This is a genomic window from Kitasatospora sp. NPDC002227 (genome assembly GCF_040296285.1).
Lineage (GTDB): Bacteria > Actinomycetota > Actinomycetes > Streptomycetales > Streptomycetaceae > Kitasatospora.
Map to the genome: position 1 here is coordinate 33,009 of NZ_JBEOWY010000055.1, position 23,414 is coordinate 56,422.

Here is a 23,414-nt window from a genome sequence, read left to right on the forward strand (position 1 = left end):
CGGGGGTGCGCGAGGGCTGGAAGCCATCCGGGCGAACTGCCCACCCCCGGGTGGCTGCGACCGAGCGTGATCGCCCGGCAGGGCGGAGGCTGGGAACCCACCCCCTTCCCCCTGGAGCACCGCTGTGGAAACCGTGGAAACCCCCGTCCTGATCGTGGGCGGCTCGCTGGTGGGGCTCTCCGCCTCGCTCTTCCTGGGCCGCCTCGGGGTGCCGCACCTGCTGGTCGAGAAGCACTCCGGCACCTCCCACCATCCGCGCGGGCGCGGCAACAACGTCCGCACCATGGAGCTGTACCGCACCGCCGGGGTGGAGCCGGCGATCCGCGCGGCGGCCTCGGTGCTCGCCGAGAACCACGGCATCCTGCAGGCCGACACGCTCAGCGGGGCCGAGCAGGAGTGGCTGTTCAAGGAGATCGACCCGGGCGGGGCACTGGCGAAGTTCAGCCCGACCGGCTGGTGCCTGTGCAGCCAGAACGACCTGGAGCCCGTACTCCTCCAGCATGCCCGGGAGTTGGGTGGCGAGGTGCGGTTCTCCACCGAGCTGGTGGACTTCGAGCAGGACGCTTCCGGTGTGGTCGCGGTGCTGCGGAGCCGCGTCGACGGCAGCCGACAGCTAGTCCGGGCCCAGTACCTGATCGCGGCGGACGGACCGCGCAGCCCCGTCCGGGAAGCCCTCGGGATCGGGCAGAGCGGGCGCGGCGACCTCTTCCACAACGTGTCGATCACCTTCCGGGCCAAGCGGCTCGCCGACGTGGTCGGCGAACGGCGCTTCATCGCCTGCTACTTGACCGATCCGGCTGGGGCCGGCGCCCTGCTGCCGGTGGACAACAAGGAGTTGTGGGTCTTCCACGCGCCCTGGCACCCCGAGCAGGGCGAGCCGCTGGAGGCCTTCACCGACGAGCGCTGCATCGCGCACATCCGGGCCGCGGCCGGGGTGCCGGACCTGGAGGTGGAGATCACCGGGCGGGCGCCCTGGCACGCGGCCGAGCGGGTGGCCGAACGGTACGGCGCCGGGCGGGTCTTCCTGGCCGGGGACTCGGCGCACGAGATGTCGCCGACCGGGGCGTTCGGCTCCAACACCGGGATCCAGGACGCACACAACCTGGTCTGGAAGCTGGCCGCCGTGCTCGGCGGCTGGGCCGGGCCGGGGCTCCTGGCCAGCTACGAGCAGGAGCGGCGGCCGGTGGCCGTCGCGACCGCGGCGCGGGCCGCCGCGCGCTCCGCCGAGCACCGGCACCCCGGCTACTCCGCCCTGCCCGGCACGGGCCGCCAGCAGAACGTCCTCGCCGTGGCCCTCGGCTACCGCTACCCCGTCGGCGCCGTCCTCGGCACCGACCCGGCCGGCCCGGCCGTCCCCGACACCTTCGCCCCGGCCGACGCAGCCCCCGGCGCCCGGGCCCCGCACCACCGGCTGGCCGACGGGCGGTCCACGCTCGACCTCTTCGAGCGGTCCTTCACCCTGCTGGCCGGCTCCGACGCCTGGTCCACCGCCACCACCGGGACCGACGTCCCGCTGACCTTCCACCGGCTGGACAGCGACACCCCGTACGGCCTCACCCCGGACAGCGCGGTCCTGGTCCGCCCGGACGGCTTCATCGCCTGGCGGACGGACACCCTGCCGGCCGACCCGGCGGTCGAGCTGCGGGAGGTGCTGGACGCCCTGCTGGCTCGCTAACCCCTGGGGCACCTCGCTGGGGCAGCACCCACGGGGGCGCGGGGAACTGCGCGAGCGGCCATGCACGGCCTGCGGCCCACCGCTTCGCGCCGTTCCCCGCGCCCCTGGACAGTGCAAGTGATCCACTGCCGCAGCTGGCAGGTCGGCCTCTTCCGACCTCGCGCCGTGCCCCGCGCCCCTGAGGGTGCTGCCCTGCAGCTGACTCACTCGAACAGAGCGGCCAGCTCCCCCCGGGAGGCGATGCCCAGTTTCGGGTAGGCCTTGTAGAGGTGGTGGCCGACGGTGCGGGGGCTGAGGAAGAGCTGGGCGGCGATGTCGCGGTTGGGGAGGCCCTGGGCGGCCAGGCGGGCGATCTGGTGTTCCTGGGGGGTGAGGACGGCGAGGGGGCCGGCGGCCGGGGTGGCGGGGGTGGTGGTGCCGGTGGCGGCGAGTTCGGTACGGGCGCGGGTGGACCAGGGGTGGGCGCCCAGTCGGTCGAAGGTCTCCATGGCGGTGCGCAGGTGCGGCCGGGCGTCCGTCCGGCGACGGGCCCGCCGCAGCCACTCGCCGTACAGCAGAGAAGTCCGCGCCGCCTCGAACGGCCGGGCGACACCCACCCGGTGCTGCTCGAGCGCGGCGAGATACGCCGACTCGGCCAACTCCTCCGGCGCGAGCAGGGCCTGGCACCGCAGCAGCAGCGCCCGCCCCCACGGCTGCCCGGCGGCCGCCACCCACCGCTCCCACCACCGGTACGCCTCGGCGGCGGCCTCCGGACGGCCCAGCCGGACGGCGGCCTCGACCAAGTCCGGCACCGCCCTGGTCGCCGAGACGTGGTGCCGGTGCGGGCCGCTGGTCAGTGCGGTCAGCCGGTCCAGGGCCGCGGCGGCCCGGCCCTGGCCGAGGTCGAGCAGGGCGAGCGCCCACCGGGCCCAGGGCTGCCCGGCGGCCGGCGCCGGGCCGGTGCTCTCCAGCGCGGCGGCCGCCAGCTCGGCGCAGCCCGCCTCCTCCCCCGCGAGCGCCGCCAAGTAGGCCAGCAGGCTCTGCAGTTGGCTGACCCACTGGAGCTGCCCGGTGTCCCGGGCCAGGCCCAGCGCCTCGCCGGCCGTCACCTCGGCGTCCCGGTGGCGGCCGTGGAAGAGCTCGGCCTCGGCCTGGAAGAAGAGCAGGGTGGGCAGCGGCCCGACCGCCCCGGTGGCCCGGGCCTCGGCGGCGAGTTCGGCCGCCAGTTGGTGGGTCTCGGCGTCCCGCCCGAGGATCAGGGTCGCCCCGCAGATCTGGACGAGATCGCGCAGCGACGCACCGGGCCTGGCCCGTTCGACCGTCTCCCGGGCGTCCGGCAGTGCGGGGGCCGGCCGGCCGAGCAGCGGGAGCGTGACGGCGGCCAGGTACTGCGCGAGCGGTGCGGACGGGCTGTCGGCGGGCAGCTCGAGCCGCACCAACTCGTCTATGAGCTCGCCAAGTTGCTTCTCTCCCAGGTACCAGGCGGCGTGGAAGGCCTGGATCAGCGGCGGGGCCGCCGCGGCAGTGGTGGAGCGGGCGCCCGCCAGCAGCAGCTCGTACGCCCCCGGGTAGTCCCCGCGCCAGAACCGCGCGGTGGCCCGCACCTGCCCGAGCAGCAGCGCGGCCTCCGGCTGCTCCGCCCGCCCCAGGGCCCGTTCGGCCAGTTCGTCGGCACGGTCCAACTCCCCTGCCTCGGTGGCCGATCCAGCGGCCAGGGCGAGCCGGCGGGCGGCCGAGGGCCCGTCGGCGCTGAACCGGGCGGCGCGCTCGAAGGCAGTGGCGGCGGCGGTGTGGCCGCCCCGCGAGGCGGCCCCGGCGGCGGCGCGCTCCAGCTCCGCGGCCAGCGCGGCGTCGGGCGCGGTGGCGGCCAGGGCCAGGTGCCAGGTGCGGCGGTCGCCCGGCGGGCAGGCGGCGGCCAGCTCCCGGTGGGCGGCCAGGCGGGCGGCGAGCGGGGCGCGTTGGAGCACGGCGGCCCGCACCAGCGGGTGGCGGAAGAGCAGCCGGTGGTCGTCGGTCACCCGCAGCACGCCCTGCTCCTCGGCGGCGGGCAGACTCTCCGGCCCGGCCCCGAGCGCGGCGGCGGCGCGCAGCACCACGGCCAGCTCCCCGCTCTCCTCCGCCGCCGCGACCAGCAGCAGCGTCTGGGTGGCGGCGGGCAGCCGGGTGATCCGGCCGTGGAAGGCGAGCTGCAGCCGCCCGGTCAGCGGCACCCCGCCGACCGCCGTACCGGGCTGCTCGAGCGCGAGGGCGGCGGGCAGTTCGGTCAGCGCCAGCGGGTTGCCGTGCGCCTCGGCCAGCACCCGGCGGGCGATCCCCGGCGGGCAGTCGGCGAGCAGTTCCGCAGCGGCCGAGGGGGCGAGCCCGGCGAGCGGCAGCTCGGCCAGCCCCGGCGCGGCGAAGCCGCCCTCGCGCGCCGCGAAGAGCAGCACCACTCCCTCGGCCCGTAGCCGGCGGGCGGCGATCAGCAGCGCCTCGGCCGAGCCGCCGTCCAGCCAGTGCGCGTCGTCCACCAGGCACAACAGCGGCTGCTCGGCGGCCAGTTCGGCCAGCAGTCCGAGCACCGCCAGCCCGGTCAGCAGTCGGTCCCCCGGCCCCTGCTCGGCCAGCCCGAAGGCGGCCTCCAGCGCCCGCCGCTGCGGGCCCGGCAGTGCGCCGAGCCGCTCCGCGCCGGGCGCGAGCAGCAACCCGAGCCCGGCGAAGGGGAGTTCGGCCTCGCTCTCCACCCCCGTCGCCCGGATCACCCGTAACCCATCGGCCTGCCCGGCCGCGTGCTCCAGCAGCGCACTCTTGCCGATGCCCGCCTCGCCGCGCAGCACCAGGGCCGCGCTGCGCCCTTCGCGGGCCCCCGTCAGCAGCCCGTCCACGACGCGCTGCTCCTCCGCTCTCCCGTACAGCATGCTCCGGACTCTAGTCAGAGCGCCGCGAGTTACCTATGCCGATACCTATCGCCGACTGATTCGGAGCACCCCGGCCGACCCGTAGTTTCGTGCTCACCGAGAGAACGACTCACCACCGAGGAGCCCGAGATGACCGACTTCCAGCAGCTGGCCGAGCGCTACATCGCCACCTGGAACGAGACCGACCCGGCCGCCCGCCGCAAGCTGGTGGACGAGCTGTGGGCCGAGGACGGCCGCTACACCGACCCGCTGGTCGACCTGCTCGGCCGGGAGGCGATCGCCGGGGCGATCGGGGCCGTGCAGGCGCAGTTCCCCGGCTTCGTGTTCACCCTCGGCCCGGTGGACGCGCACCACCACCTGGCCCGCTTCACCTGGCTGCTCGGCCCGGCCGGCGGCGAGGCCCTGGTGGTCGGCTTCGACGTGCTGACCGTGGACGGGCAGGGCCGGGTCGACCGCGTGCTCGGCTTCCTGGACCAGGTGCCCGGCGCCTGAGTCACCACCGAAAGCTGTTTGGATGGGTGCATGAGCGAGGAGACCAGCACCGTACCGACCTGGGAGCAGCGCTTCCGGGCGCCCCGGGTCAGCCTGCCCGACTGGGCCGAGGCCGCCCCCGACCGGGCGCTGTACGTGGGGAACGTGACCGGGGTGTACGAGGTGTACGCCTGGGACCGCGCCGCCGACACCCACCGGCAGGTCACCGACCGGCCGCACGGCACCACCGACGCCGAGCTGAGCCCGGACGGCGAGTGGATCTGGTGGTTCGACGACCAGGACGGTGACGAGCTCGGCGTCTGGCGCCGCCAGCCCTTCGCGGGCGGCGCCGACGAGGAGGCCGTCCCGCAGGTGCCCGCCGCCTACTCGGCGGGCCTGGCCTTCGGCGTGGACGGCACGGTGGTGGTCGGCACCTCGACCGACGAGGAGGGCACCGCCCTCCACCTGCGCCGTGCCGGGTCCGAGGCGGTCGAGGTGATCTACCGGCACGAGGAGTACGCCACCGTCGGCGACCTCAGTCACGACGGCAGCCTGCTGGCGGTCGACCACAGCGAGCACGGCGACGCGATGCACTCGGCGGTCCGGGTGCTGCGCACCGCCGACGGCTCGACCGCCGGGGAGCTGGACGCCGTGACCGGCGCCGAGCACCCGCTCGGCTACCTCTGCCTCGGCTTCGCCCCGGTGGCGGGCGACACCCGGCTGCTGCTGGCGCACCAGCGCCGCGGCCGCTGGGAGCCGATGATCTGGGACGTCGCCACCGGCGCCGAGACCGAGCTGCGGCTGACCGACGCCGAGGGCAGGGACTTCCCGGGCGACCTCTCCGCGCAGTGGCGGCCGGGCGCGCGGGCGCTGCTGGTCGACCACGAGTACGAGGCCCGCAGCGAGCTCTACTCCTACGAGCTGGCCACCGGCGAGCTGACCAGGCTGGACACCCCGCGCGGCACCGTCGCCGGGGCCACCGCACGGCCGGACGGCACCGTGGAGTTCCTCTGGTCCAGCGCCGCCGAGCCGGTGGCGGTGCGGTCCACCACGGGCGAGGTGGTGCTGCGGGCCCCGGGCGAGCGGCCCGCGCCGTCGGTGCCGGTCGAGGACGCCTGGGTCGAGGGCCCGGGCGGCCGGGTGCACGCCCTGGTCCAGCGGCCGGCCGGGCCGGGCCCCTTCCCGACCGTCTTCGAGGTCCACGGCGGCCCGACCGACCACGACACCGACGCCTTCGCGGCCGGCCCGGCGGCCTGGGTGGACCACGGCTTCGCGGTGGTGCGGGTCAACTACCGCGGCTCGACCGGCTACGGCCAGGCCTGGACGGACGCGCTGCGCGAGCGGGTCGGGCTGATCGAGCTGGAGGACATCGCGGCCGTGCGCGAGTGGGCCGTCGCGAGCGGGCTCGCGGACCCGGCGCGGCTGGTGCTCTCCGGCGGCTCCTGGGGCGGCTACCTCACCCTGCTCGGGCTCGGCACCCAGCCGCAGGCCTGGGCCGTGGGCCTGGCGGCCGTACCGGTGGCGGACTACCTGACCGCGTACGAGGACGAGATGGAGGCGCTCAAGTCCCTCGACCGCACGCTGTTCGGCGGCTCCCCCGAGGAGCAGCCCGAGCGCTGGCGGGCCTCCTCGCCGCTCACCTACGTCGAGGCCGTCCAGGCTCCGGTGTACATCTCGGCCGGGGTCAACGACCCGCGCTGCCCGATCCGGCAGATCGAGAACTACGTGGAGCGGCTGGCCGAGCTGGGCAAGGAGCACAAGGTGTACCGCTTCGACGCGGGCCACGGCTCACTGGTGGTGGAGGAGCGGATCCGCCAGCTGCGGCAGGAGATCGCCTTCGCGGTCAAGTACACACGGTGACTCAGCCGAGGCCGAGGGCGCGGTCCTGCGCGGCCTCGGCCTCGCGGCGCACCAGGCGGGTCCACATGAAGACCACGAAGGCCGCGAAGACGAACCACTCGAGCGTGTAGCCGAGGTTCTGGAAGGCCCGCAGGCTCAGGCCGTTGCCGCCCTCGGGCTGCACGGTGGGGACGGCGGTCAGGCCCTCGGCCGGGTGGTCGGCGGCGACCCAGCCGTCCCGGACGGTGTACGGCAGCAGGTTGACCAGGGCGGCCGGGCTGATCGTGCCGAGCTGCCCGGTGGGCAGGCCGCCGGCCACCGCGCCGTTGCTGCCGCTGGTCTCGGGGGCCTGCAGCCGCCCGGTGACGGTCTGCGCCCCGGCCGGTGCGGCGGGGGCGTGCGCGAGGTCGGCCGCGCCGGGCGCCCAGCCGCGCACCACCGCGACGGCCCGGCCGTCGGTGGTCCGCAGCGGGGTGAGCACGTAGTAGCCCTGCCTGCCGTCCAGTCGGCGGTCCGGTACCAGCAGCTGGTGCGCGGGGTCGTAGCTGCCGGTGACGGTCACCGCGCGGCCGACGGTGTCGGTGCCGACGGTGGGCCGGGCCGGGGTGAGCACGGAGTCCAGCGGCGCGGCCGCCCCCGGGTCGGCGGTGGCCGCGGTGCGGTGGTTCGACGCCCGGTCCTCGAAGCGGCTGAGCTGCCAGGAGCCGAGGCCGAGGCAGACCGCGATGGCCAGCAGGGCCACGACGGTGCCGCCGAGCCAGCGCGCAGTCAGGAGGAATCGGTACACACCCACCACCGTAACCACCCTCACGCCCGGCCCCGGCACCCGGGTGGTTCAGGGCGTCTCGATGGTGCCGTTGCTCTCCTCCTCCATCGCGTTCGTCCGGTAGACGGTGCCCGCGCAGCGGCTCGGGTAGGAGAGCTGGAGGGGTGCGCCGCCCGTGGGCGGGAAGTACTCCAGGGTCACGGTGCTGGCCGGGGTGGTCGGGCCGCTCGGGTTGCCGACCGCGCTCTGGCACGACGGCGTCGGCACCCACTCGAACTCCACCCGGACACCGTCCTGCGGGTCGAGCTTGAGGGTGGACGGACCGACCGGCGAGGGCGACGGAGTGGACGGGTTGGGCAGTTCGGTGGCCGGGTCACCCGCGGTGTGGAGGTAGATGATCTCGACCTGCTGCTGCCCGCCCCCGTCGACGCTGCGCATGCTGTAGCTGTCGGTGACGGTGCAGACCCGACCCGAGGTGTTGTACAGGGTGAACCAGCCGACCCGGCGGCCCCGGGAGTCCTCCTGACCGCTCGACGTCGAGGTGCGGCCCAGGTCGGAGCGCTGGCAGGCCGACAGCGCCGTCGGCAGGCTCGGGCTCGACGCGCTCGTGCTGGGCGCGGCGGTCGTCGGCGTCCCGGCCGGCGCGACGGCCGTCGTCGTGCCGGCCCGCACCGGTGCGCCGGAGGCCTTGCCGGACTCGGTGGCACTGCCGCTCTCGGTCGACGCCGGCTCGGACGCCGACAGCGTGGGCGAGGGCGAGACCGACGGCGAGGAGCTGGCGCTGGGCCGCGGGGACGGCGACTCGGAGTCGCCGCTCTGCGCGAAGGTGGCGATCGGATTCGGCTCGCCGGGCGGGCGAAGCCCGAGGTCGGTGAACCTGGGCGCGGCCACCGTCAGCAGCAGGAACCCCGCGACCAGTCCGGTGCCGACCTGCCGGCGCCGGGCACGGCGGCGCGGCACCTGCGTCCGGATGTGGCGCAGCGCGTCCGGTGCGGGCTCGACCGCCGAGACGTAGCGCTGGAGCATGGCGCGGACTTCGTCCTCGCCGTCGGGCTCCCGGAGGTGGGGTGCGTCAGCCACCGGTCGCCTCCATCCGGGTCCGCAGCGCGGCCAGGCCACGCGAACCGTACGCCTTCACCGAGCCGATCGATATCCCGAGCAGGTCGGCCACCTGGGCCTCCGTCATGTCCGCGAAGTACCGCAGCACCAGCACCTCCCGCTGCCGGCGCTGAAGCCCCTTCAGCGCGGTCTTGAGTTCGGCCCGCTCCAGCGCGTCGTACGCGCCCTCCTCGGCACTGGCCATGTCCGGCATCGGCTTGGGCAGCAGACGCAGGCCCAGGATGCGGCGGCGCAGGGTGGAGCGGGAGAGGTTGACCACGGTCTGGCGCAGGTACGCGAGGGTCTTCTCGGGGTCGCGGACCCGGCCTCGGGCGGCGTGCACCCGGATGAACGCCTCCTGGACGACGTCCTCGCAGGAGGAGAGGTCGTCGAGGAGAAGGGCCGCCAACCGCAGCAGCGACCGGTAATGGGCCTGGTAGGTAGCGGTGAGCTGGTCGACGGTGGCCCCCACCGTCGGAGTCTCGATTATGTCGGTCGTACTCGTTCCTTCCACCCCGAACAACGCCACCCGCACCGGGCGTACCCCCACCATCACGTCTGCCACACTCGTTCGACTCACGATGCCCATGGAGGGTTGCACGGTCGCACGAGAAATCTCGGCGGTCCCTTCCCCACCCGGGCGAAGGGATTCTGACACCCCCGCGGCGCATCGCGCCTCCCCCTTTCGGCGGGGGGGAGCCAGGCGCTCGGCCGCTGGTCAGCGCAGCTCGGCCGCCACCAGCTCGGCGATCTGCACCAGGTTGAGCGCGGCGCCCTTGCGCAGGTTGTCGCCGCAGAGGAAGAGGTCGAGCGCGCAGGGGTCGTCCAGGGCCCGGCGCAGCCGGCCGGCCCAGACCGGATCGGTGCCGACCACGTCGTTCGGGGTGGGGTACTCGCCCGCCGCCGGGTCGTCGTAGAGCACCACCCCGGGGGCGTCCCGCAGGATCTCCCGGGCCCGGTGCTGCTCGACCTCGCGCTCGAAGACGGCGTGCACGGCCATCGAGTGGCCGGTCAGCACCGGCACCCGGACGCAGGTCGCGGAGACGGCCAGGTCGGGCAGGCCGAGCACCCGGCGGGTCTCGGCCCGCAGCCGCAGCTCCTCGGAGGACCAGCCGCCCTCGGCCGCCGCGCCGACCCACGGCACGGTGTTGAGCGCCAGAGGTGCGGGGAAGGGCCCGTTGTCGGTGACCACGGCCCGCAGGTCGCCGGTCTGCTCACCGGCGTGCCCGCCCGCCACCTGGGCGAGCTGGGCCCGTAGTGTCTCGGCGCCGGCCCGGCGCTCGGCCGAGGCGGCCTGGTAGGAGGCGAGCACCAGCGCACGCAGCCCGTACTCGGCGTGCAGCGCGCCGAGCGCCAGGATCGCGGTGAGAGTGGCGCTGCCGGGGCTTGCGATCACCCCGCGCGGGCGGATCCGAGCCGCGGGGGCGTTGAGCTCGGGGACGACCAGCGGGACGTCCTCCTGGCCGGCGAAGGCGGCCGAGTTGTCGATCACCACCACGCCCTTGGCGGCGGCGATCGGCGCCCACTGGGCGGCGACCGGTGCGGGCACGTCGAAGACCGCGAGGTCGATGCCGGTGAAGGCCTCCTCGCTCAGCGCGAGCACCTCGGTCTCGGCCCCGCGCACGGTGAGCCGCTGCCCGGCCGAACGCGGCGAGGCGATCAGCCGGACTTCACCCCAGACGTCGGCCCGGGTGGAGAGGAGGCCGAGCAGCACCCGCCCGACGGTGCCGGTGGCACCGACGACGGCGAGGCTCGGCCTCCGGGACGTCAACGCCCGGTACCGCCGTAGACCACGGCCTCGTCGGTGTCGCTGTCCAGGCCGAAGGCGGTGTGCACGGCGCGGACGGCCTCGTTGACGTCGTCGGCGCGGGTGACCACCGAGATCCGGATCTCCGAGGTGGAGATCAGCTCGATGTTGACCCCGGCCTCGGAGAGCGCCTCGAAGAAGGTCGCCGTGACGCCCGGGTTGGAGCGCATGCCGGCGCCGACCAGCGAGATCTTGCCGATCGCGTCGTCATAGCGCAGCGACTCGAAGCCGATGCCGTCCTTGACCCGGCCCAGTGCGTCGATGGCCTTCTGGCCCTCGGTCTTGGGGCAGGTGAAGGAGATGTCGGTGAGGCCGGTGGACGCGGCGGAGACGTTCTGCACCACCATGTCGATGTTGACCTCGGCATCCGCGATCGCGCGGAAGATCCGGGCCGCCTCGCCCGGCTTGTCCGGCACGCCGACGACCGTGACCTTCGCCTCGGACGTGTCGTGGGCGACTCCGGAGATGATGGCCTGCTCCATCTCGCCCCCTTCGGGCTTGTTCGGGTTCTCGTTGCTGACGATCGTCCCCGGAAGACCGGAGAAGGACGAGCGTACGTGAATCGGGATGTTGTAGCGGCGCGCGTACTCGACACACCGGTCGAGCAGCACCTTCGAGCCGGAGGAGGCCAGCTCCAGCATGTCCTCGAAGGCGATCCAGTCGATCTTGCGGGCCTTCTTCACCACGCGCGGGTCGGCGGTGAACACGCCGTCCACGTCGGTGTAGATCTCGCAGACCTCGGCGCCCAGCGCGGCGGCCAGCGCCACGGCGGTGGTGTCCGAGCCGCCCCGGCCGAGGGTGGTGATGTCCTTACTGACCTGGGACACACCCTGGAAGCCGGCCACGATCGCGATGTTGCCCTCGTCCAAGGCGCTGCGGATCCGGCCCGGCGTCACGTCGATGATGCGCGCCTTGTTGTGGACCTGGTCGGTGATGACACCGGCCTGGCTGCCCGTGAAGGACTGGGCCTCGTGCCCGAGGGATTTGATCGCCATGGCCAGCAGTGCCATGGAGATCCGCTCCCCGGCCGTCAGCAGCATGTCGAACTCACGTCCGGCAGGGATGGGTGACACCTGCTCAGCGAGTTCGATCAGCTCGTCCGTCGTGTCGCCCATCGCGGACACCACGACGACGACCTCATGGCCGGCCTTCTTGGCGTCAACGATTCGGCGGGCTACGCGCTTGATGCCCTCGGCATCCGCAACGGATGAGCCGCCGTACTTCTGCACGACAAGGCCCACGTGCGCTCCTCGACTTGTGTCGTTGTCGGGGGCCTCGCTGGGCCCCCGCACCCCCGGGTGGCGGGGGCTGTGCGGTCGGCGCCAGTCTAACGAGCGGGGGGCCGCCGACCGCCCCGATCCATATGGTGAGACGGCGATATCGCCTGATGATCACTGCGGCGAGGGCCGCGCCGCCAGCATTTCGGACGGGGGCGCACGGAGGCGCAAAATCGGCGGACCGGCGCCCGTACGGCTCTGTTTTTCCCGCCCTCCGGAGCGGACGGGATCTACGTCACACCTGACGTCGGTGAGCGTTCACGTGAACGCTCACGTGAACGCTCACGTGAACGCTCACAGCCCGAGCTCGGCCGCCATCAGGTCGCCCGCCTGCTGCTCCAGCTGCTCGTCCGTCAGCCCGTCGTCGTCGGTGTCCGCACCGTCCGGCACGGCCCCGATCGGGCTGTCCAGGCGGACGTGCGCGATCAGCGACTGCAGCGCGCGCAGCACCGCCGAGCAGGTCGAGCCCCAGTTGGAGAGGTAGGAGAACTGCCACCACCAGAGCGCCTCGCTGACCCGGCCCTCCTGGTAGTGCGTCAGACCGTGCCGCAGCTCGCTGACCACCCCGGCCAGGTCGTCCGAGATCCGGAAGGCGTTGGGCTTCTCCGGCGGGCCGTACGGGTCGAAGACCTCGTGGTAGACGTCGATCGGCGCCAGCAGCTCGGCCAGGCGCTCGCGCAGCTCGATGCCGTCCGGCTCGGGCCCGGCGTCGGGCTCGAAGCGGTCGTCCGGCACCACGTCCTCGATCGCGCCCAGCCTGCCACCCGCCAGCAGCAGCTGCGAGACCTCCAGCAGCAGCAGGGAGACCGCGCTGCCGGGCTCGTCGCCCTTGGCGACCTCGGTGACGGCGAGCACGAAGCTCTCCACCGAGTCCGCGATCTGCACCGCGAAGTCGTCGGGCTCGGGCTGGTGCTTGCTTCCCGTACGGTCAGACATCGAGCAGTCGTCTCCCTTCGAAGGCCCGGCCGAGGGTGACCTCGTCGGCGTACTCCAGATCCCCGCCGACGGGCAGACCGCTCGCCAGCCGGGTCACCTTCAGGCCCATCGGCTTGCACAGCCGGGCCAGGTAGGTGGCGGTCGCCTCCCCCTCCAGATTGGGGTCGGTGGCCAGGATCAGCTCGTTGACCGTGCCGTCGGCGAGCCGCGCCAGCAGCTCGCGGATGCGCAGGTCGTCCGGCCCGACGCCCTCGATCGGGCTGATCGCGCCGCCCAGCACGTGGTACCGCCCCCGGAACTCGCGGGTCCGCTCGACCGCCACGACGTCCTTCGGCTCCTCGACCACGCAGATCACCGCGAGGTCGCGGCGCGGGTCCAGGCAGACCTTGCACTGCTCGGCCTCGGCGACATTGCCGCAGACCACGCAGAACCGGACCTTGTCCTTGACCTCGAGAAGCGCGTGCGCCAGCCGCCGGACGTCCGTCGGGTCGGCCTGCAGCACGTGGAAGGCGATCCGCTGGGCGCTCTTGGGCCCGACACCGGGCAGCCGGCCCAGCTCGTCGATCAGGTCCTGAACCACGCCCTCGTACACGTCACGCCTTTCCTACGGGAGCCACCTGTTGTGCTCCGGTGCCATCATCCAACGATTCGGGCGCCGGACACACCGTCCGACGCCCGACTCGCGCATAAATCACACAGGCCCTTGGTCAGGCCTTAGAACGGGAGCGCGCCGCCGAGACCCTGGGTGAGCGGGCCCATCCGCTCGCTCTGCAGCTTCTGCGCGGCCGCGTTGGCGTCCCGGACGGCCGCCAGCACCAGGTCGGCCAGCGTCTCGGTGTCCTCCGGGTCCACTGCCGCCGGGGCGATGGTCAGCGCCACCAGCTCGCCCGAGCCGGTCACGGTGGCCTCGACCAGGCCGCCGCCCGCCGAGCCGGTCAGCTTCGTCTCCGCCAGCTCGCGCTGGGCCTTGCCGAGCTCCTCCTGCATCTTCTGCGCCTGCTTGAGCAGCTGCTGCATGTTGGGCTGGCCGCCACCAGGGAACACGGGTCTCTCCTGCCTGTCCTGCGGTGTGCACAGGCTGTGCACGGTGCACGCAAACGTACGGTCTCGCCCGAGCCTACGCGCTGGGTGCGGACGGGCGAGCCGGATCACCGCTCCTGGAGCGGGCGGTCCATCTCGATCTCCCGGGTGCCGGGGTCGAGCGGGTACGGGTGGGTCCGGCCGGTGCGGCGGAAGCCCCGGCGGGTGTAGAAGGCGATCGCACGGGCGTTCGTCTCGTGCACCTCCAGGAGCATCCGAGGTGGGTCGGCGGGCGTCTTCTCGGCCGGGGTGCCGTCGGCCGGCGTCTTGTCGGCCGGGGCTGGGTCGGCCGGGGTGCGCTCGATCGCCGCCTGGGCGGCGGTGTCCGCCCGGGCCCACTCGAGAACGGCGTCCAGCAGCCGGTCGGCCACGTTCGCCGACCGGCCCCGGTGTTCCGGTGCCACCCACACACTGAGCAGCATCACCTGCCCCGGGCCGACCCGGCAGGCCCCCATGTGCCCGGCCCACTCGCCGTCCGGCCCGACCGCGACCACGCCGAGGCTGCCCGGCCAGGCCGCCCGGGCCGCCCGGGCGCGCCAGTTCGACTCCTCCAGCTCGAGCGCCTGCTCGTACGTCTCCTGGTAAGCGATGGGCGTGTCACGCAGCATCCGCAGCCGCACCTCGCGCAGCTGTGCCCAGTCCTCCGGCCCGACCCGCTCGATCCGCACCGCGTTGTACCCCCGTCGACTCAGCCGTTGTGGTGGATCTCCTCCAGCACCGTAGCGCCCAGCTCACGGAGGATCAGCTCCTGGCCGGAGACCGTGTCCTCGCGGGCCGCGGGCGCGCTCGGCGGCGGGGCGTAGGCCTCGGAGTCCTCCGGAGCGGGCTCGTAGTCCTCGTAGCCCGGCTCGTAGGCGGGCTCGGGGGCCGGGGGCTGCTGTTGCTGTTGCTGGGGCTGCTGCGGGGCCTGGGCCTGCTGCTGCGGGGGCTGGACCGGCGGCTGGGGCTGCTGGACCGGGGGCTGCGGCTGGAACTGCTGGGGCGGGCGCGGGGCCTGCTGCGGCGGCTGCTGCTGGGGCTGCTGCTGCGGGGCGCCCCAACCGCCGCTCGCGGGGGCGGGGGCCGCCGGGGCGTTGGTGCCGCCGGAGGGGTCGACGATGCACTCGACCCGCCAGTCCACGCCCAGCGCGTCGGCGAGCGCCTGCTTCAGCACGTCGTCGCTGTTGCTGCCCACGAAGCTGTCGCGGGCACCGGCGTTGACGAAGGAGATCTGCAGCGTGCTGCCGTCGAACCCGGCCACCTGGCCGTTCTGGCTGAGCAGGATCCAGGTGAAGCGGCGGCGGTTCTTCACCGCCTCCAGGATCTGCGGCCAGAGCTGACGGACCTGGCCGGCGCCCTGCTGCGCGCTCGCGGAGGGAGCGGCGGCGGCTGCCACCGGAGCCGGCTGCGGGGGCTGGACCGGCTGCGGGGCCGACTGCGGGGCCGGCTGCTGCTGGACCGGGGCAGGCTGCGGCGCCGCCGCGGCGGCGGAGGTGCCGAAGCTGCGCGGGATCGGCCAGGCGCCGGGGGCCGGGCCCTGCGGCGCGGGCGCCGCAGGCTGCTGCTGCAACGGGGCTGCGGCCTGCGGCGCAACCTGGACCGGGGCCGGGACCGGCACCGGGGCAGCAGCCGGCTCGGCCTGGACGGGCGGCGCGGGCTGCATCGGCTGCACGGGGCCCGGAGCCGCGAGGGCCGCTCCGCCGATCCCGGCCATCCCGGCGATCCCGGCGATCCCAGCCATCCCGGCCATCCCGCCGGCCGTGGCACGGCGCTCCAGCTTGTCCACCCGGGCGAGCAGCGACAGCTCGTCGTCGTACGCGCCGGGCAGCATCACCCGGGCGCAGATCAGCTCGAGCTGCAGCCGCGGCGCGGCGTTGCCCCGCATCTCGGTCAGACCGGTGTTGGCGATGTCCGCGGCGCGGCTCAGCTCGGCCGCGCCGAAGCGGTCCGCCTGGGCCTGCATGATCGCCACCCGGTCGGCGGGCGCGTCGATCAGGCCCTTCTCCCCGGCCTCCGGCACGGTGGCCAGGATCACCAGGTCACGCAGCCGCTCCAGCAGGTCCGTCACGAACCGGCGCGGGTCGTGCCCGCCCTCGACCACCCGGTCGATCACCTGGAAGACCGTCGCCCCGTCGCGGACGGCGAAGGCGTCCACCACCTCGTCGAGCAGCGCGGAGTCGGTGTACCCGAGCAGCGCGGTGGCCATCTGGTACGTCACCCCGCCCTCGTCCGCACCGGCGAGCAGCTGGTCCATCACCGACATCGAGTCGCGGACCGAACCGGCCCCGGCCCGGACCACCAGCGGGAAGACCGGGTCCTCGACCTGGATGTTCTCGCGGCCGCAGACCTCGGCCAGGTAGTCGCGCAGCGTGCCGGGCGGCACCAGCCGGAAGGGGTAGTGGTGGGTCCGGGACCGGATCGTCCCGATCACCTTCTCCGGCTCGGTGGTGGCGAAGATGAACTTCAGGTGCTCCGGCGGCTCCTCGACCACCTTGAGCAGCGCGTTGAACCCGGCCGAGGTCACCATGTGGGCCTCGTCCAGGATGAAGATCTTGTACCGGCTGTGCACGGGGGCGAAGAACGCCCGCTCCCGCAGCTCACGCGCGTCGTCCACACCACCGTGCGAGGCGGCGTCGATCTCGATCACGTCGATCGAGCCGGGGCCGCCGGTGGCCAGGTCGGTGCAGCTCTGGCACTCACCGCAGGGCGTCGGCGTCGGGCCCTGGTCGCAGTTCAGGCAGCGGGCCAGGATGCGGGCGCTCGTCGTCTTGCCGCAGCCGCGCGGGCCGCTGAACAGGTACGCGTGGTTGACCCTGTTGTTGCGCAGGGCCTGCTGGAGCGGAGCCGTCACGTGCTCCTGCCCGATGACCTGAGCGAAAGTCTCGGGGCGATAGCGGCGGTACAGGGCTAGGGACACGCCACCGACGATATCGGGACCAACCGACAAACGGAGACCACGTCCGCCCCGGCCCGGGAACGCAGAGACCCCCCGTGCACCCGCCAGAGCTCTCCTACCCTTGCTGCCTTCCGGCCCTGGGGGAGTTCAGAGAGATAGCGCCGCACGAGGGGCTGCCCCCAGAGTACCGGATCCCGGCCCCGCCCCGGACCACCCACCCCACCCCCCACATCCCCAGGCACCCCCACCCGAACCACCTGCGGAACCGTGGTCGCGAGCACCCCTGAACATGTACTAAGCTCTCCCACGGAGGATTCGCCTAGAGGCCTAGGGCGCACGCTTGGAAAGCGTGTTGGGATAAAACCCTCACGAGTTCGAATCTCGTATCCTCCGCCTCGCCCGCCAGGGCAAACGAGGGCCCCGACCGCACAGCGGTCGGGGCCCTCGTCGTTGAGCGGTCTCAGTTCTGGTCTCAGTTGGGATCTTGGGCCTCGACCGGGCTCACCACCAGACCGCGCGAGCACAGCGGGCTGGGTCACCTCAGAGCGGGACCGCCGAGCACCCCCAGGAACTGAACCGCGTCAGGCCCCTTGGTCTCGCCCCGCTCCGAGCGCTTCCCACCGGTCTCGATCCTGCAGAGGCGGCGGCCCCAGCACCCGCCCACCGACGCTCGGAAGAGCCAAGACCCGCACTTCCAAGAAAGCCAGTTCGACGTCTGTGTGCCCTGTCACAATGGTTCGTGGCGTGAGGGACGCTCTGGGACGAGGAGCTGTGCGTGGCCAATGAGATGATCAGCGACCGGTTCATGCTGCTGCCGGTCGACCCCCGCAAGGGCGGACTGTCCGAGGTCCGCAAGGCCATCGACACGCACAGCCCCAACGGCGCGGCCGCCGCGGTCAAGCTGCTGCTTCCGCAAGAAGACGATGAGATCATCGAGTTGTTCCTGGCGCGCGAGACCGGCGCTCTGCAGGAGCTGCGGCACCCCAACATCGTCGAGATGCTCGCCTCGGGATGGGATGCGGGCCTTGGCCGCTACTACATCGCGCTGGAGTGGATCGACCGGAACCTCAAAGACGAGATGGCTCACGGACGTCCAGTGTCCTGGCCGAAGTTCTTCGAGCAGATCGGTGCACCGCTCGCTTCGGCGCTGGCCTTCGCCCACGCGCGCGAGATCGAGCACCGTGACCTGAAACCTGGCAACGTACTGCTCGGCGCGGACGGCACAGTCAAGCTAGCCGACTTTGGCATCGCCAAGATCCGTTCGAAAGTCGCCCTCGAAGCGTCGGCGGAGGAGACGGTCGCCGGGTTCCGCTCCAACCTGTACTCCCCGCCCGAACAATCCGACACCATCCCGTACGTCCGCGACGTGTTCGGCTACGGCGTCCTGGCCATCCAGGTTATGTCGGCTGGCAAGGCACACGACTACCCTGACCTAGCACGAGTCCTGGAAGACCTGGAGCTGCCCTCCGAGATCCATGCCGTCCTGGCGGACTGCATCGACTTCGATCCGGCCAACCGCCCGCCGAACGCCTCCGTTTTGGAGCAGCGACTTCGGGAGGCCGACGAGGTCCGCCAAGCCCGGTGGGCCAGACGCCATAACTTCTTGTGGCTAAAGCTCACCCGTGCCGCCGCCGAGGTGGTCCTCGAAGTCCCACGCGGAGAGGAAATCGACTGGCAGCGCGCCGAAGCCGCCTTGATGAACGACTTCGGCGGCACTGTGCATGCCGACTATGGCTTCAACTCGCAAAGCAGCGAGTCTGACCGGGAGACAATCCGCCTCGCTGGCCGCACGCTGCTAGTGCGCTTGAAAGCCGATGACCGCGAGAATGACCGGTCCGTCGTCGTCCAGGTCCAACGCAAACCGGAGGAGTGGCTAGCTAAGTGGCGGAAGAAGGCTGTGCCAGTGGGGTCACTGCTCACCTTCGACTTCCGAAATCCGGGCGAAGCTGCCGCCTATGACGGCCTTCAGGCCTTGCTCGGGATGCTCGACGATCATGATGCCGCTCGCGCCGCCGCGAAGAAGCAGGAGCAGGTCCGCAACCTCGGCGACCTATTCGACGCATGGGGGCGGCTGCTTGATGCCCGCGAGGAACTCGCGGCTGGCGGCCGTCAGGCCCTCGAATACACCAGAGTCAGCGGCGATGGTCGCACCAGGATCTTTCACCTCGCCAAGCCGGTGGAGGACCCCCTGGCGCTGCTGGGGGAAGAGTGGAGCGCCGCCGACTACGCCCAGGGTCGACCACTGGAGCGGGGCCAGATCACCGGAGCTTCCGGCGAGCAGCTGATCATGACGTTCCCACGCCTCGCCCGGCGTATCCCGGATCGCGGCGTGCTGCTGCCCTACCTCGGCCCCACCCAGACCGCGCTCGCCCGCCAGCGTGACGCGCTCACCACCGTCGCTGCGGGGCAGAGTGCCAACCGGTTGCTCCGCCAGGTGATCGACGATCCGGGCAGCCTCCCAGTCGGCGCCCCAACAGATATCGAGGACTGGTTCCGTGGCGATCTAGACGCCAGCAAGCGGGACGTTGTCCGCCGCGCACTGGGCTCGCAAGATCTATTGCTGATCGAGGGGCCACCGGGCACCGGCAAGACCACCGTCATCGCGGAAATCGTCGAGCAGACTTTGCGCCGTTCGCCGAAGGCCCGCATTCTTATCGTCAGCCAGACTCACATCGCCATCGACAACGCCCTCAACCGCATCGCGGCATCAGGGCGGACCAATGTAGTCAGGCTCGGCCGCCCAGACGATCCCCGCGTCGCGCCCGACACACAACATCTCCTGCTCGACAAGCAGATCAAGCGTTGGTCGCGTCAGGTCCGAGCCAAGGCCGAGGCATACCTAGAGCAGCTCGCCGGCCACAACAACCTCCAGGCTCGTCACCTCAAGGCGTCACTCACTCTAGAGGGACTCGCGGCCGTCGCTGCCGACATCGCGCACGTCGAGCGGCGCATCACCGAGTTGGCCGAGCAGCCCGCCGACGACCGCACCACCTCCTCGCGCGAGCTCGCCGAAGAGATCGTGTCTGCCCGAGCCCACCTCGACGACCTCCTCGACCAACGCAGCGAGCTGTTCACCCAGGTCCAGCGGGAACTCGAAGGAGACCTCACTCTCAAAGAAGACATGCCGGCCGCCGACTTCCGCATGGTCGTCGCCGCGCTACTGGGCAATGACCCGGTCGCTGCCGGCCTACTGGACGTACTACGCCTGCAAGGTGAGTGGCTGCAGCGCATCGAAACTGACCAAGCCCTGGTTGGCTCCTTCTTGCGGACCCGCAACGTCGTTGGCGGAACCGCGCTGGGTTTCCTTGGTCATCAGGCCGTGCGCGACCTCGACTTCGACCTGTGCATCTTCGACGAGGCTTCCAAAGCCACGGCGACCGAGGCACTGGTCCCCCTCGCCCGCGCCCGCCAGTGGATCATGGTCGGGGATACCCGTCAGCTGCCCCCGCTGGACGAGGACCTGCTGCGCGAGCACAAGCTCATGGAGGACTACCGGCTCTTCCCCGAGCTGGTGGAGACCACCTTGTTCCAGTACCTCATTGACCACACCCAACACCCAGTCAAGCACCTGCTGGTCGAGCAGTACCGGATGACCCCGGCGATCGGCAACATGATCTCCACATGCTTCTACAAGGAGCAGCTGAGGTCCCCCGGCACAAACAAGCTCCCCGGCTACGACCAGCTCTACAAGCCGATCCACTGGATCGACACTTCCCGCCTCGGCAGGCAGCGCCGCGAAGCCGAGCGCACCGACACCGAGCGCAGCGTCCTGAACCGCGCCGAGGCCCAACTGGTCGCGCGTCGACTGCAGGCCGTCGACCGCGCCGTCGAGACGCGCCTGATCAAACCTGGGCAAGGCGGCAAGCTCGAGGTCCTCGTTATCGCCCCATACAGCAGGCAGGTCGAGGAACTACGCCGCCGTCTCGCCTCACTTCACCTGTCGCACCTGGTCGTCGAGGTACTGTCCGTCGACGCCGTCCAGGGTCGCGAATGCGACCTGGCCTTCTTCTCCGTCACCCGTAGCAACGACCGCGCCGACTTCGGGTTCCTCGGCGAGCCCTACTGGCGGCGCATCAACGTTGCCCTCTCCCGCGCCCGCTACGGCCTGGTCGTCGTCGGCGACACCGCGTTCTGCCAGAGCAAGCCCGGAGCCCTGCGCGACGTCCTGGACTACATCCGCGCCCACCCCGAGGACTGCGAGATCACCGATGCCGACCTTTAGCCCCGACAGTCTCCTCGCCGTCCGCTTCCACAATGCTCGCCCTGGCCTCGAACTCATCACCATCATCGATGCAGCCCTCCCGGTCACGCCGGTGACCGTCGCCGTCGAAGCCCAGGAACGCAAGCAACTCCCCCTGCTCGACGAGTTCGTTCTGCGTCTGGTCAGTGCCAACATTCGTACCCCCGAGGGTATCGGCGGTGTCCTCGGGCTGGAGACACCAATGGTCGCCAAGGCTGTCGCCGACCAGTTCTCTCACGACCACCTTGTCTACGGCCGGCCTCAACCCGGCGCCAAGCCCAACCAATATCCCCTCCGGCTAACCGGCAAGGGGCAGAGGGCTGCCAACGAACTCACGGTCACCCGCCCGCAGCGCAGCGACATGCCCTTCATCTGGGACCGGCTGCTGCGCAAGGTACGCCCCTACGACCGTCAGTCCGTCATCACCAAGCGCCGCGCCACTGAAGACGACCTCATGCTGCTCCCTGCGGTCGAGAACACCGAGATTCAGCCCGGTGACCTCTCGCTCGCCGAACTCAACCTCCTGCTCAAGGACCGAGAGGATCAACGCGAGATCCTCGCGATCCGCCGCGTCACTCAGGCCCCGGCACCGCGCTTCATCCCCGCGAAGGTCCTCGTCTACGCCGACGAAGACCGCACCGACCTCCAGCTCGGCGTCGTCGTCGACCAGGAACTAAGCCACCCCCACGAGATCGCTCTCCTCAACCATGGTGGAGCCCAAGCTCTCGGCATCAACGTTGAGCCCGCCCCGCCCCGTCCCGTTCTCGCCCCGGACCTCGAACGCGTACGAGTTCCGCTGGCGGAAGTGACCCGCCAACGGGCCGATGCCGCAGCACACATTCAGGCCACCCCTCTCGGCGCTGTGCCACCCCAGCCAGGTCCCGTGCACAACGAGATCCGGGCGATTAGCGTCTTTGAGCACCCCGACCTTCTGGACGAGGCCCTGACCAGTGCCAAGCGCCGCATCTTGATCATCTCCCCGTGGATCAAGCGCGCGATCATCACGACCGACTTGCTCAGCAAGCTGGAAGGACGCCTGCGTGCCAAGGTCTCTGTCGACATCGCCTACGGCTACAGCAGCGACGAATCGGAGTCCGACCGTGACGCGATCCGCCGCCTCCAGAACCTCGCCGACCGCTACCCCCAGAACTTCCACTTCAGCCGCTTGAAGAGCACCCACGCCAAGGTCCTACTCTTCGACGACGTTTGGATCACCACAAGCTTCAACTGGCTGTCTTTTAAGGGTGATCGCAACCGCACGTTCCGCAGCGAGGAAGGCACCCTAGTCCGTGGCCGCGCGTCAGCAGACGAGCACCACCGGCGCTATCTCGACCAGATCGACGCCGAACGCGCCTGAGCCAGGAGTCTCTCCAGCAGAACCGACTCCACCTCACGTCCGGCTGGAGCGCTCTAATCCGCACCCAGCGAAGCGCCAGTCAATAAGGGCAGGTTCAAGTTCTCGAAGTGCCTGCAGAGCTACTTTGGCAAGGAGCGCCCAGGCTCTTGTGGCTGCATAGTTCTCCACCAGCAGGGGCGACGGCATCGCCGTCGCCCCTGCTGGTGGATGGTCCGAGCGAACGCGAACTCGGGCTGCGCCTATGTCGGATTTCGTCCTAGGCGCCCAACTCGCCCCACAGCGCCGCGTCGAGCTTCTTGCCCACGTCGTTCAGCATCGGCTCGGTGACGTGCTGGTACCGCTGGGCCATCGAGGTCGAGGACCAGCCCATGATCGCCATCACGACCCGCTCGGGCACGCCGAGCAGGAGGAGGACGGTCGAGGCGGTGTGGCGGGCGTCGTGGAGACGGCCGTCGCGGATGCTGGCCTCGCGCAGGAGGCGCTTCCAGTGGTGGTAGTCGGTGCTGGGGTTGAGCGGCTCACCAGCCTCCGAGGTGAAGACGTACCCCTTCTCCACCCAGAGGTCGCGGGCGAGAAGCCGCTCGCGTTCCTGCTCCTCCTTGTGTTGGCGGAGGACCACGGCAAGCTGCTCGGGCAACGGCACCGCGCGCCGACCGGCGCGGGACTTGGTGTCCTTGGTCTCACGTCGGATCGGCTCCTTCTTCAGGCAGAAGCCGGGCTTGCGCCCGCAGCGGTCGCCGCAGCCGTGGCGGTACTTGGGCCGCAGCCGGCCGCGCTTGACCCAAGCCACGCCCCGGACGAAGTCGACGTCCTTCCACTGGAGTCCGAGCACTTCGCCCTGCCGCAGGCCGAGGGCGAGCGCGAATGTCCCGCGTCAAGTAGTTGGCAGGTTTTCGGGTTCGGGAAAGTTGGGGACGAGCGGGTCCGCGGCGCCGGTGTGGACGTCGTGTGGCCGGTTCCAGGCCAGTGCCTCGTGCGGTCGGACGGTGTTGTACTCGGTCCGGTAGTCCTCGGCGTGCCGAACGAGGTCGAGGGCGTCGGGTATCTCCTCGAGGAACAGCTTCTCGTACTTGAGGGAGCCGAAGCCGCGCTCGCGTGAGCCGTTCTGGCCTGGCGT

General features: G+C 71.8%; 17 protein-coding genes, 1 tRNA gene, 1 other RNA gene and 1 pseudogene. 6 read left to right on the plus strand and 14 right to left on the minus strand.

The window, feature by feature from the left end:
* Positions 1–124: 124 nt before the first annotated feature.
* Positions 125–1,675, plus strand: coding sequence for an FAD-dependent monooxygenase (locus tag ABT095_RS32640; protein ID WP_350533189.1), 1,551 nt, complete (start codon positions 125–127; stop codon positions 1,673–1,675).
* Between the two features lie 203 nt (positions 1,676–1,878).
* Here the strand turns inward: ABT095_RS32640 and ABT095_RS32645 are convergent, their stop codons facing one another.
* Positions 1,879–4,551 (minus strand): AAA family ATPase, encoded by a 2,673-nt coding sequence (locus ABT095_RS32645; protein WP_350533190.1) that lies wholly within the window; start codon positions 4,549–4,551, stop codon positions 1,879–1,881.
* 129 nt (positions 4,552–4,680) lie between these two features.
* On the opposite strand from ABT095_RS32645, the gene ABT095_RS32650 reads away from it, so the two are divergent.
* Together ABT095_RS32650 and ABT095_RS32655 are read left to right on the plus strand one after the other, a co-directional pair.
* The gene (locus tag ABT095_RS32650) at positions 4,681–5,043 is read left to right on the plus strand and encodes a nuclear transport factor 2 family protein (RefSeq protein ID WP_350533191.1); all 363 of its coding nucleotides are present in this window, start codon (positions 4,681–4,683) and stop codon (positions 5,041–5,043) included.
* A gap of 30 nt (positions 5,044–5,073) precedes the next feature.
* Positions 5,074–6,882 carry a S9 family peptidase gene (locus ABT095_RS32655; protein ID WP_350533192.1) on the plus strand — a complete coding sequence of 603 codons (1,809 nt, stop codon included), beginning with the start codon at positions 5,074–5,076 and terminating at the stop codon, positions 6,880–6,882.
* 1 nt (position 6,883) lies between these two features.
* Here ABT095_RS32655 and ABT095_RS32660 read toward each other — a convergent pair whose 3' ends face one another.
* From ABT095_RS32660 to ffs, 11 genes are all read right to left on the minus strand, one after another.
* Positions 6,884–7,648 carry an SURF1 family protein gene (locus tag ABT095_RS32660; protein ID WP_350533193.1) on the minus strand — a complete coding sequence of 255 codons (765 nt, stop codon included), beginning with the start codon at positions 7,646–7,648 and terminating at the stop codon, positions 6,884–6,886.
* 48 nt (positions 7,649–7,696) lie between these two features.
* Positions 7,697–8,707: a hypothetical protein gene (locus ABT095_RS32665; protein ID WP_350533194.1), complete on the minus strand. Its 1,011-nt coding sequence runs from the start codon at positions 8,705–8,707 to the stop codon at positions 7,697–7,699.
* Entirely contained in the window at positions 8,700–9,314 is a 615-nt protein-coding gene (locus tag ABT095_RS32670) for a SigE family RNA polymerase sigma factor (protein WP_502885090.1), read from the minus strand. The genes ABT095_RS32665 and ABT095_RS32670 overlap by 8 nt, the downstream gene beginning before the upstream one ends.
* Before the next feature lie 129 nt (positions 9,315–9,443).
* Entirely contained in the window at positions 9,444–10,496 is a 1,053-nt protein-coding gene (locus ABT095_RS32675; protein ID WP_350533195.1) for an aspartate-semialdehyde dehydrogenase, read from the minus strand.
* Entirely contained in the window at positions 10,493–11,773 is a 1,281-nt protein-coding gene (locus ABT095_RS32680) for an aspartate kinase (RefSeq protein ID WP_350533196.1), read from the minus strand. The genes ABT095_RS32675 and ABT095_RS32680 overlap by 4 nt, the downstream gene beginning before the upstream one ends.
* A 330-nt stretch (positions 11,774–12,103) precedes the next feature.
* The gene (locus tag ABT095_RS32685; RefSeq protein WP_350533197.1) at positions 12,104–12,745 is read right to left on the minus strand and encodes a DUF5063 domain-containing protein; all 642 of its coding nucleotides are present in this window, start codon (positions 12,743–12,745) and stop codon (positions 12,104–12,106) included.
* On the minus strand, positions 12,738–13,337 hold the full coding sequence (gene recR / locus ABT095_RS32690) for a recombination mediator RecR (protein ID WP_350533198.1): 600 nt from the start codon (positions 13,335–13,337) through the stop codon (positions 12,738–12,740). The genes ABT095_RS32685 and recR overlap by 8 nt, the downstream gene beginning before the upstream one ends.
* 122 nt (positions 13,338–13,459) lie before the next feature.
* A complete protein-coding gene (locus tag ABT095_RS32695) occupies positions 13,460–13,762 on the minus strand; it encodes a YbaB/EbfC family nucleoid-associated protein (RefSeq protein WP_502885092.1) in 303 nt (100 codons plus the stop codon).
* Between the two features lie 131 nt (positions 13,763–13,893).
* A complete protein-coding gene (locus ABT095_RS32700) occupies positions 13,894–14,493 on the minus strand; it encodes a GNAT family N-acetyltransferase (RefSeq protein ID WP_350533200.1) in 600 nt (199 codons plus the stop codon).
* A 20-nt stretch (positions 14,494–14,513) separates the two neighbouring features.
* Positions 14,514–16,721: a DNA polymerase III subunit gamma and tau gene (locus ABT095_RS32705; RefSeq protein ID WP_350533201.1), complete on the minus strand. Its 2,208-nt coding sequence runs from the start codon at positions 16,719–16,721 to the stop codon at positions 14,514–14,516.
* Positions 16,722–16,781: 60 nt separating this feature from the next.
* Positions 16,782–16,878, minus strand: an RNA gene (ffs, locus tag ABT095_RS32710) — signal recognition particle sRNA small type.
* A 130-nt stretch (positions 16,879–17,008) separates the two neighbouring features.
* Between ffs and ABT095_RS32715 the strand changes: the two genes are divergently transcribed.
* The 3 genes from ABT095_RS32715 (at position 17,009) to ABT095_RS32725 (ending at position 22,297) form a co-directional block, all read left to right on the plus strand.
* Positions 17,009–17,093, plus strand: a tRNA-Ser gene (locus ABT095_RS32715).
* Between the two features lie 382 nt (positions 17,094–17,475).
* Entirely contained in the window at positions 17,476–20,922 is a 3,447-nt protein-coding gene (locus ABT095_RS32720) for an AAA domain-containing protein (RefSeq protein WP_350533202.1), read from the plus strand.
* Positions 20,909–22,297: a phospholipase D-like domain-containing protein gene (locus ABT095_RS32725; protein WP_350533203.1), complete on the plus strand. Its 1,389-nt coding sequence runs from the start codon at positions 20,909–20,911 to the stop codon at positions 22,295–22,297. The genes ABT095_RS32720 and ABT095_RS32725 overlap by 14 nt, the downstream gene beginning before the upstream one ends.
* Before the next feature lie 256 nt (positions 22,298–22,553).
* Here the strand turns inward: ABT095_RS32725 and ABT095_RS32730 are convergent.
* Positions 22,554–23,171 (minus strand): annotated as a pseudogene (locus tag ABT095_RS32730) (tyrosine-type recombinase/integrase); the annotation flags it as partial.
* A partial coding sequence (locus tag ABT095_RS32735; RefSeq protein WP_350533204.1) for an integrase core domain-containing protein occupies positions 23,172–23,414 on the minus strand: 243 nt, incomplete at its 5' end.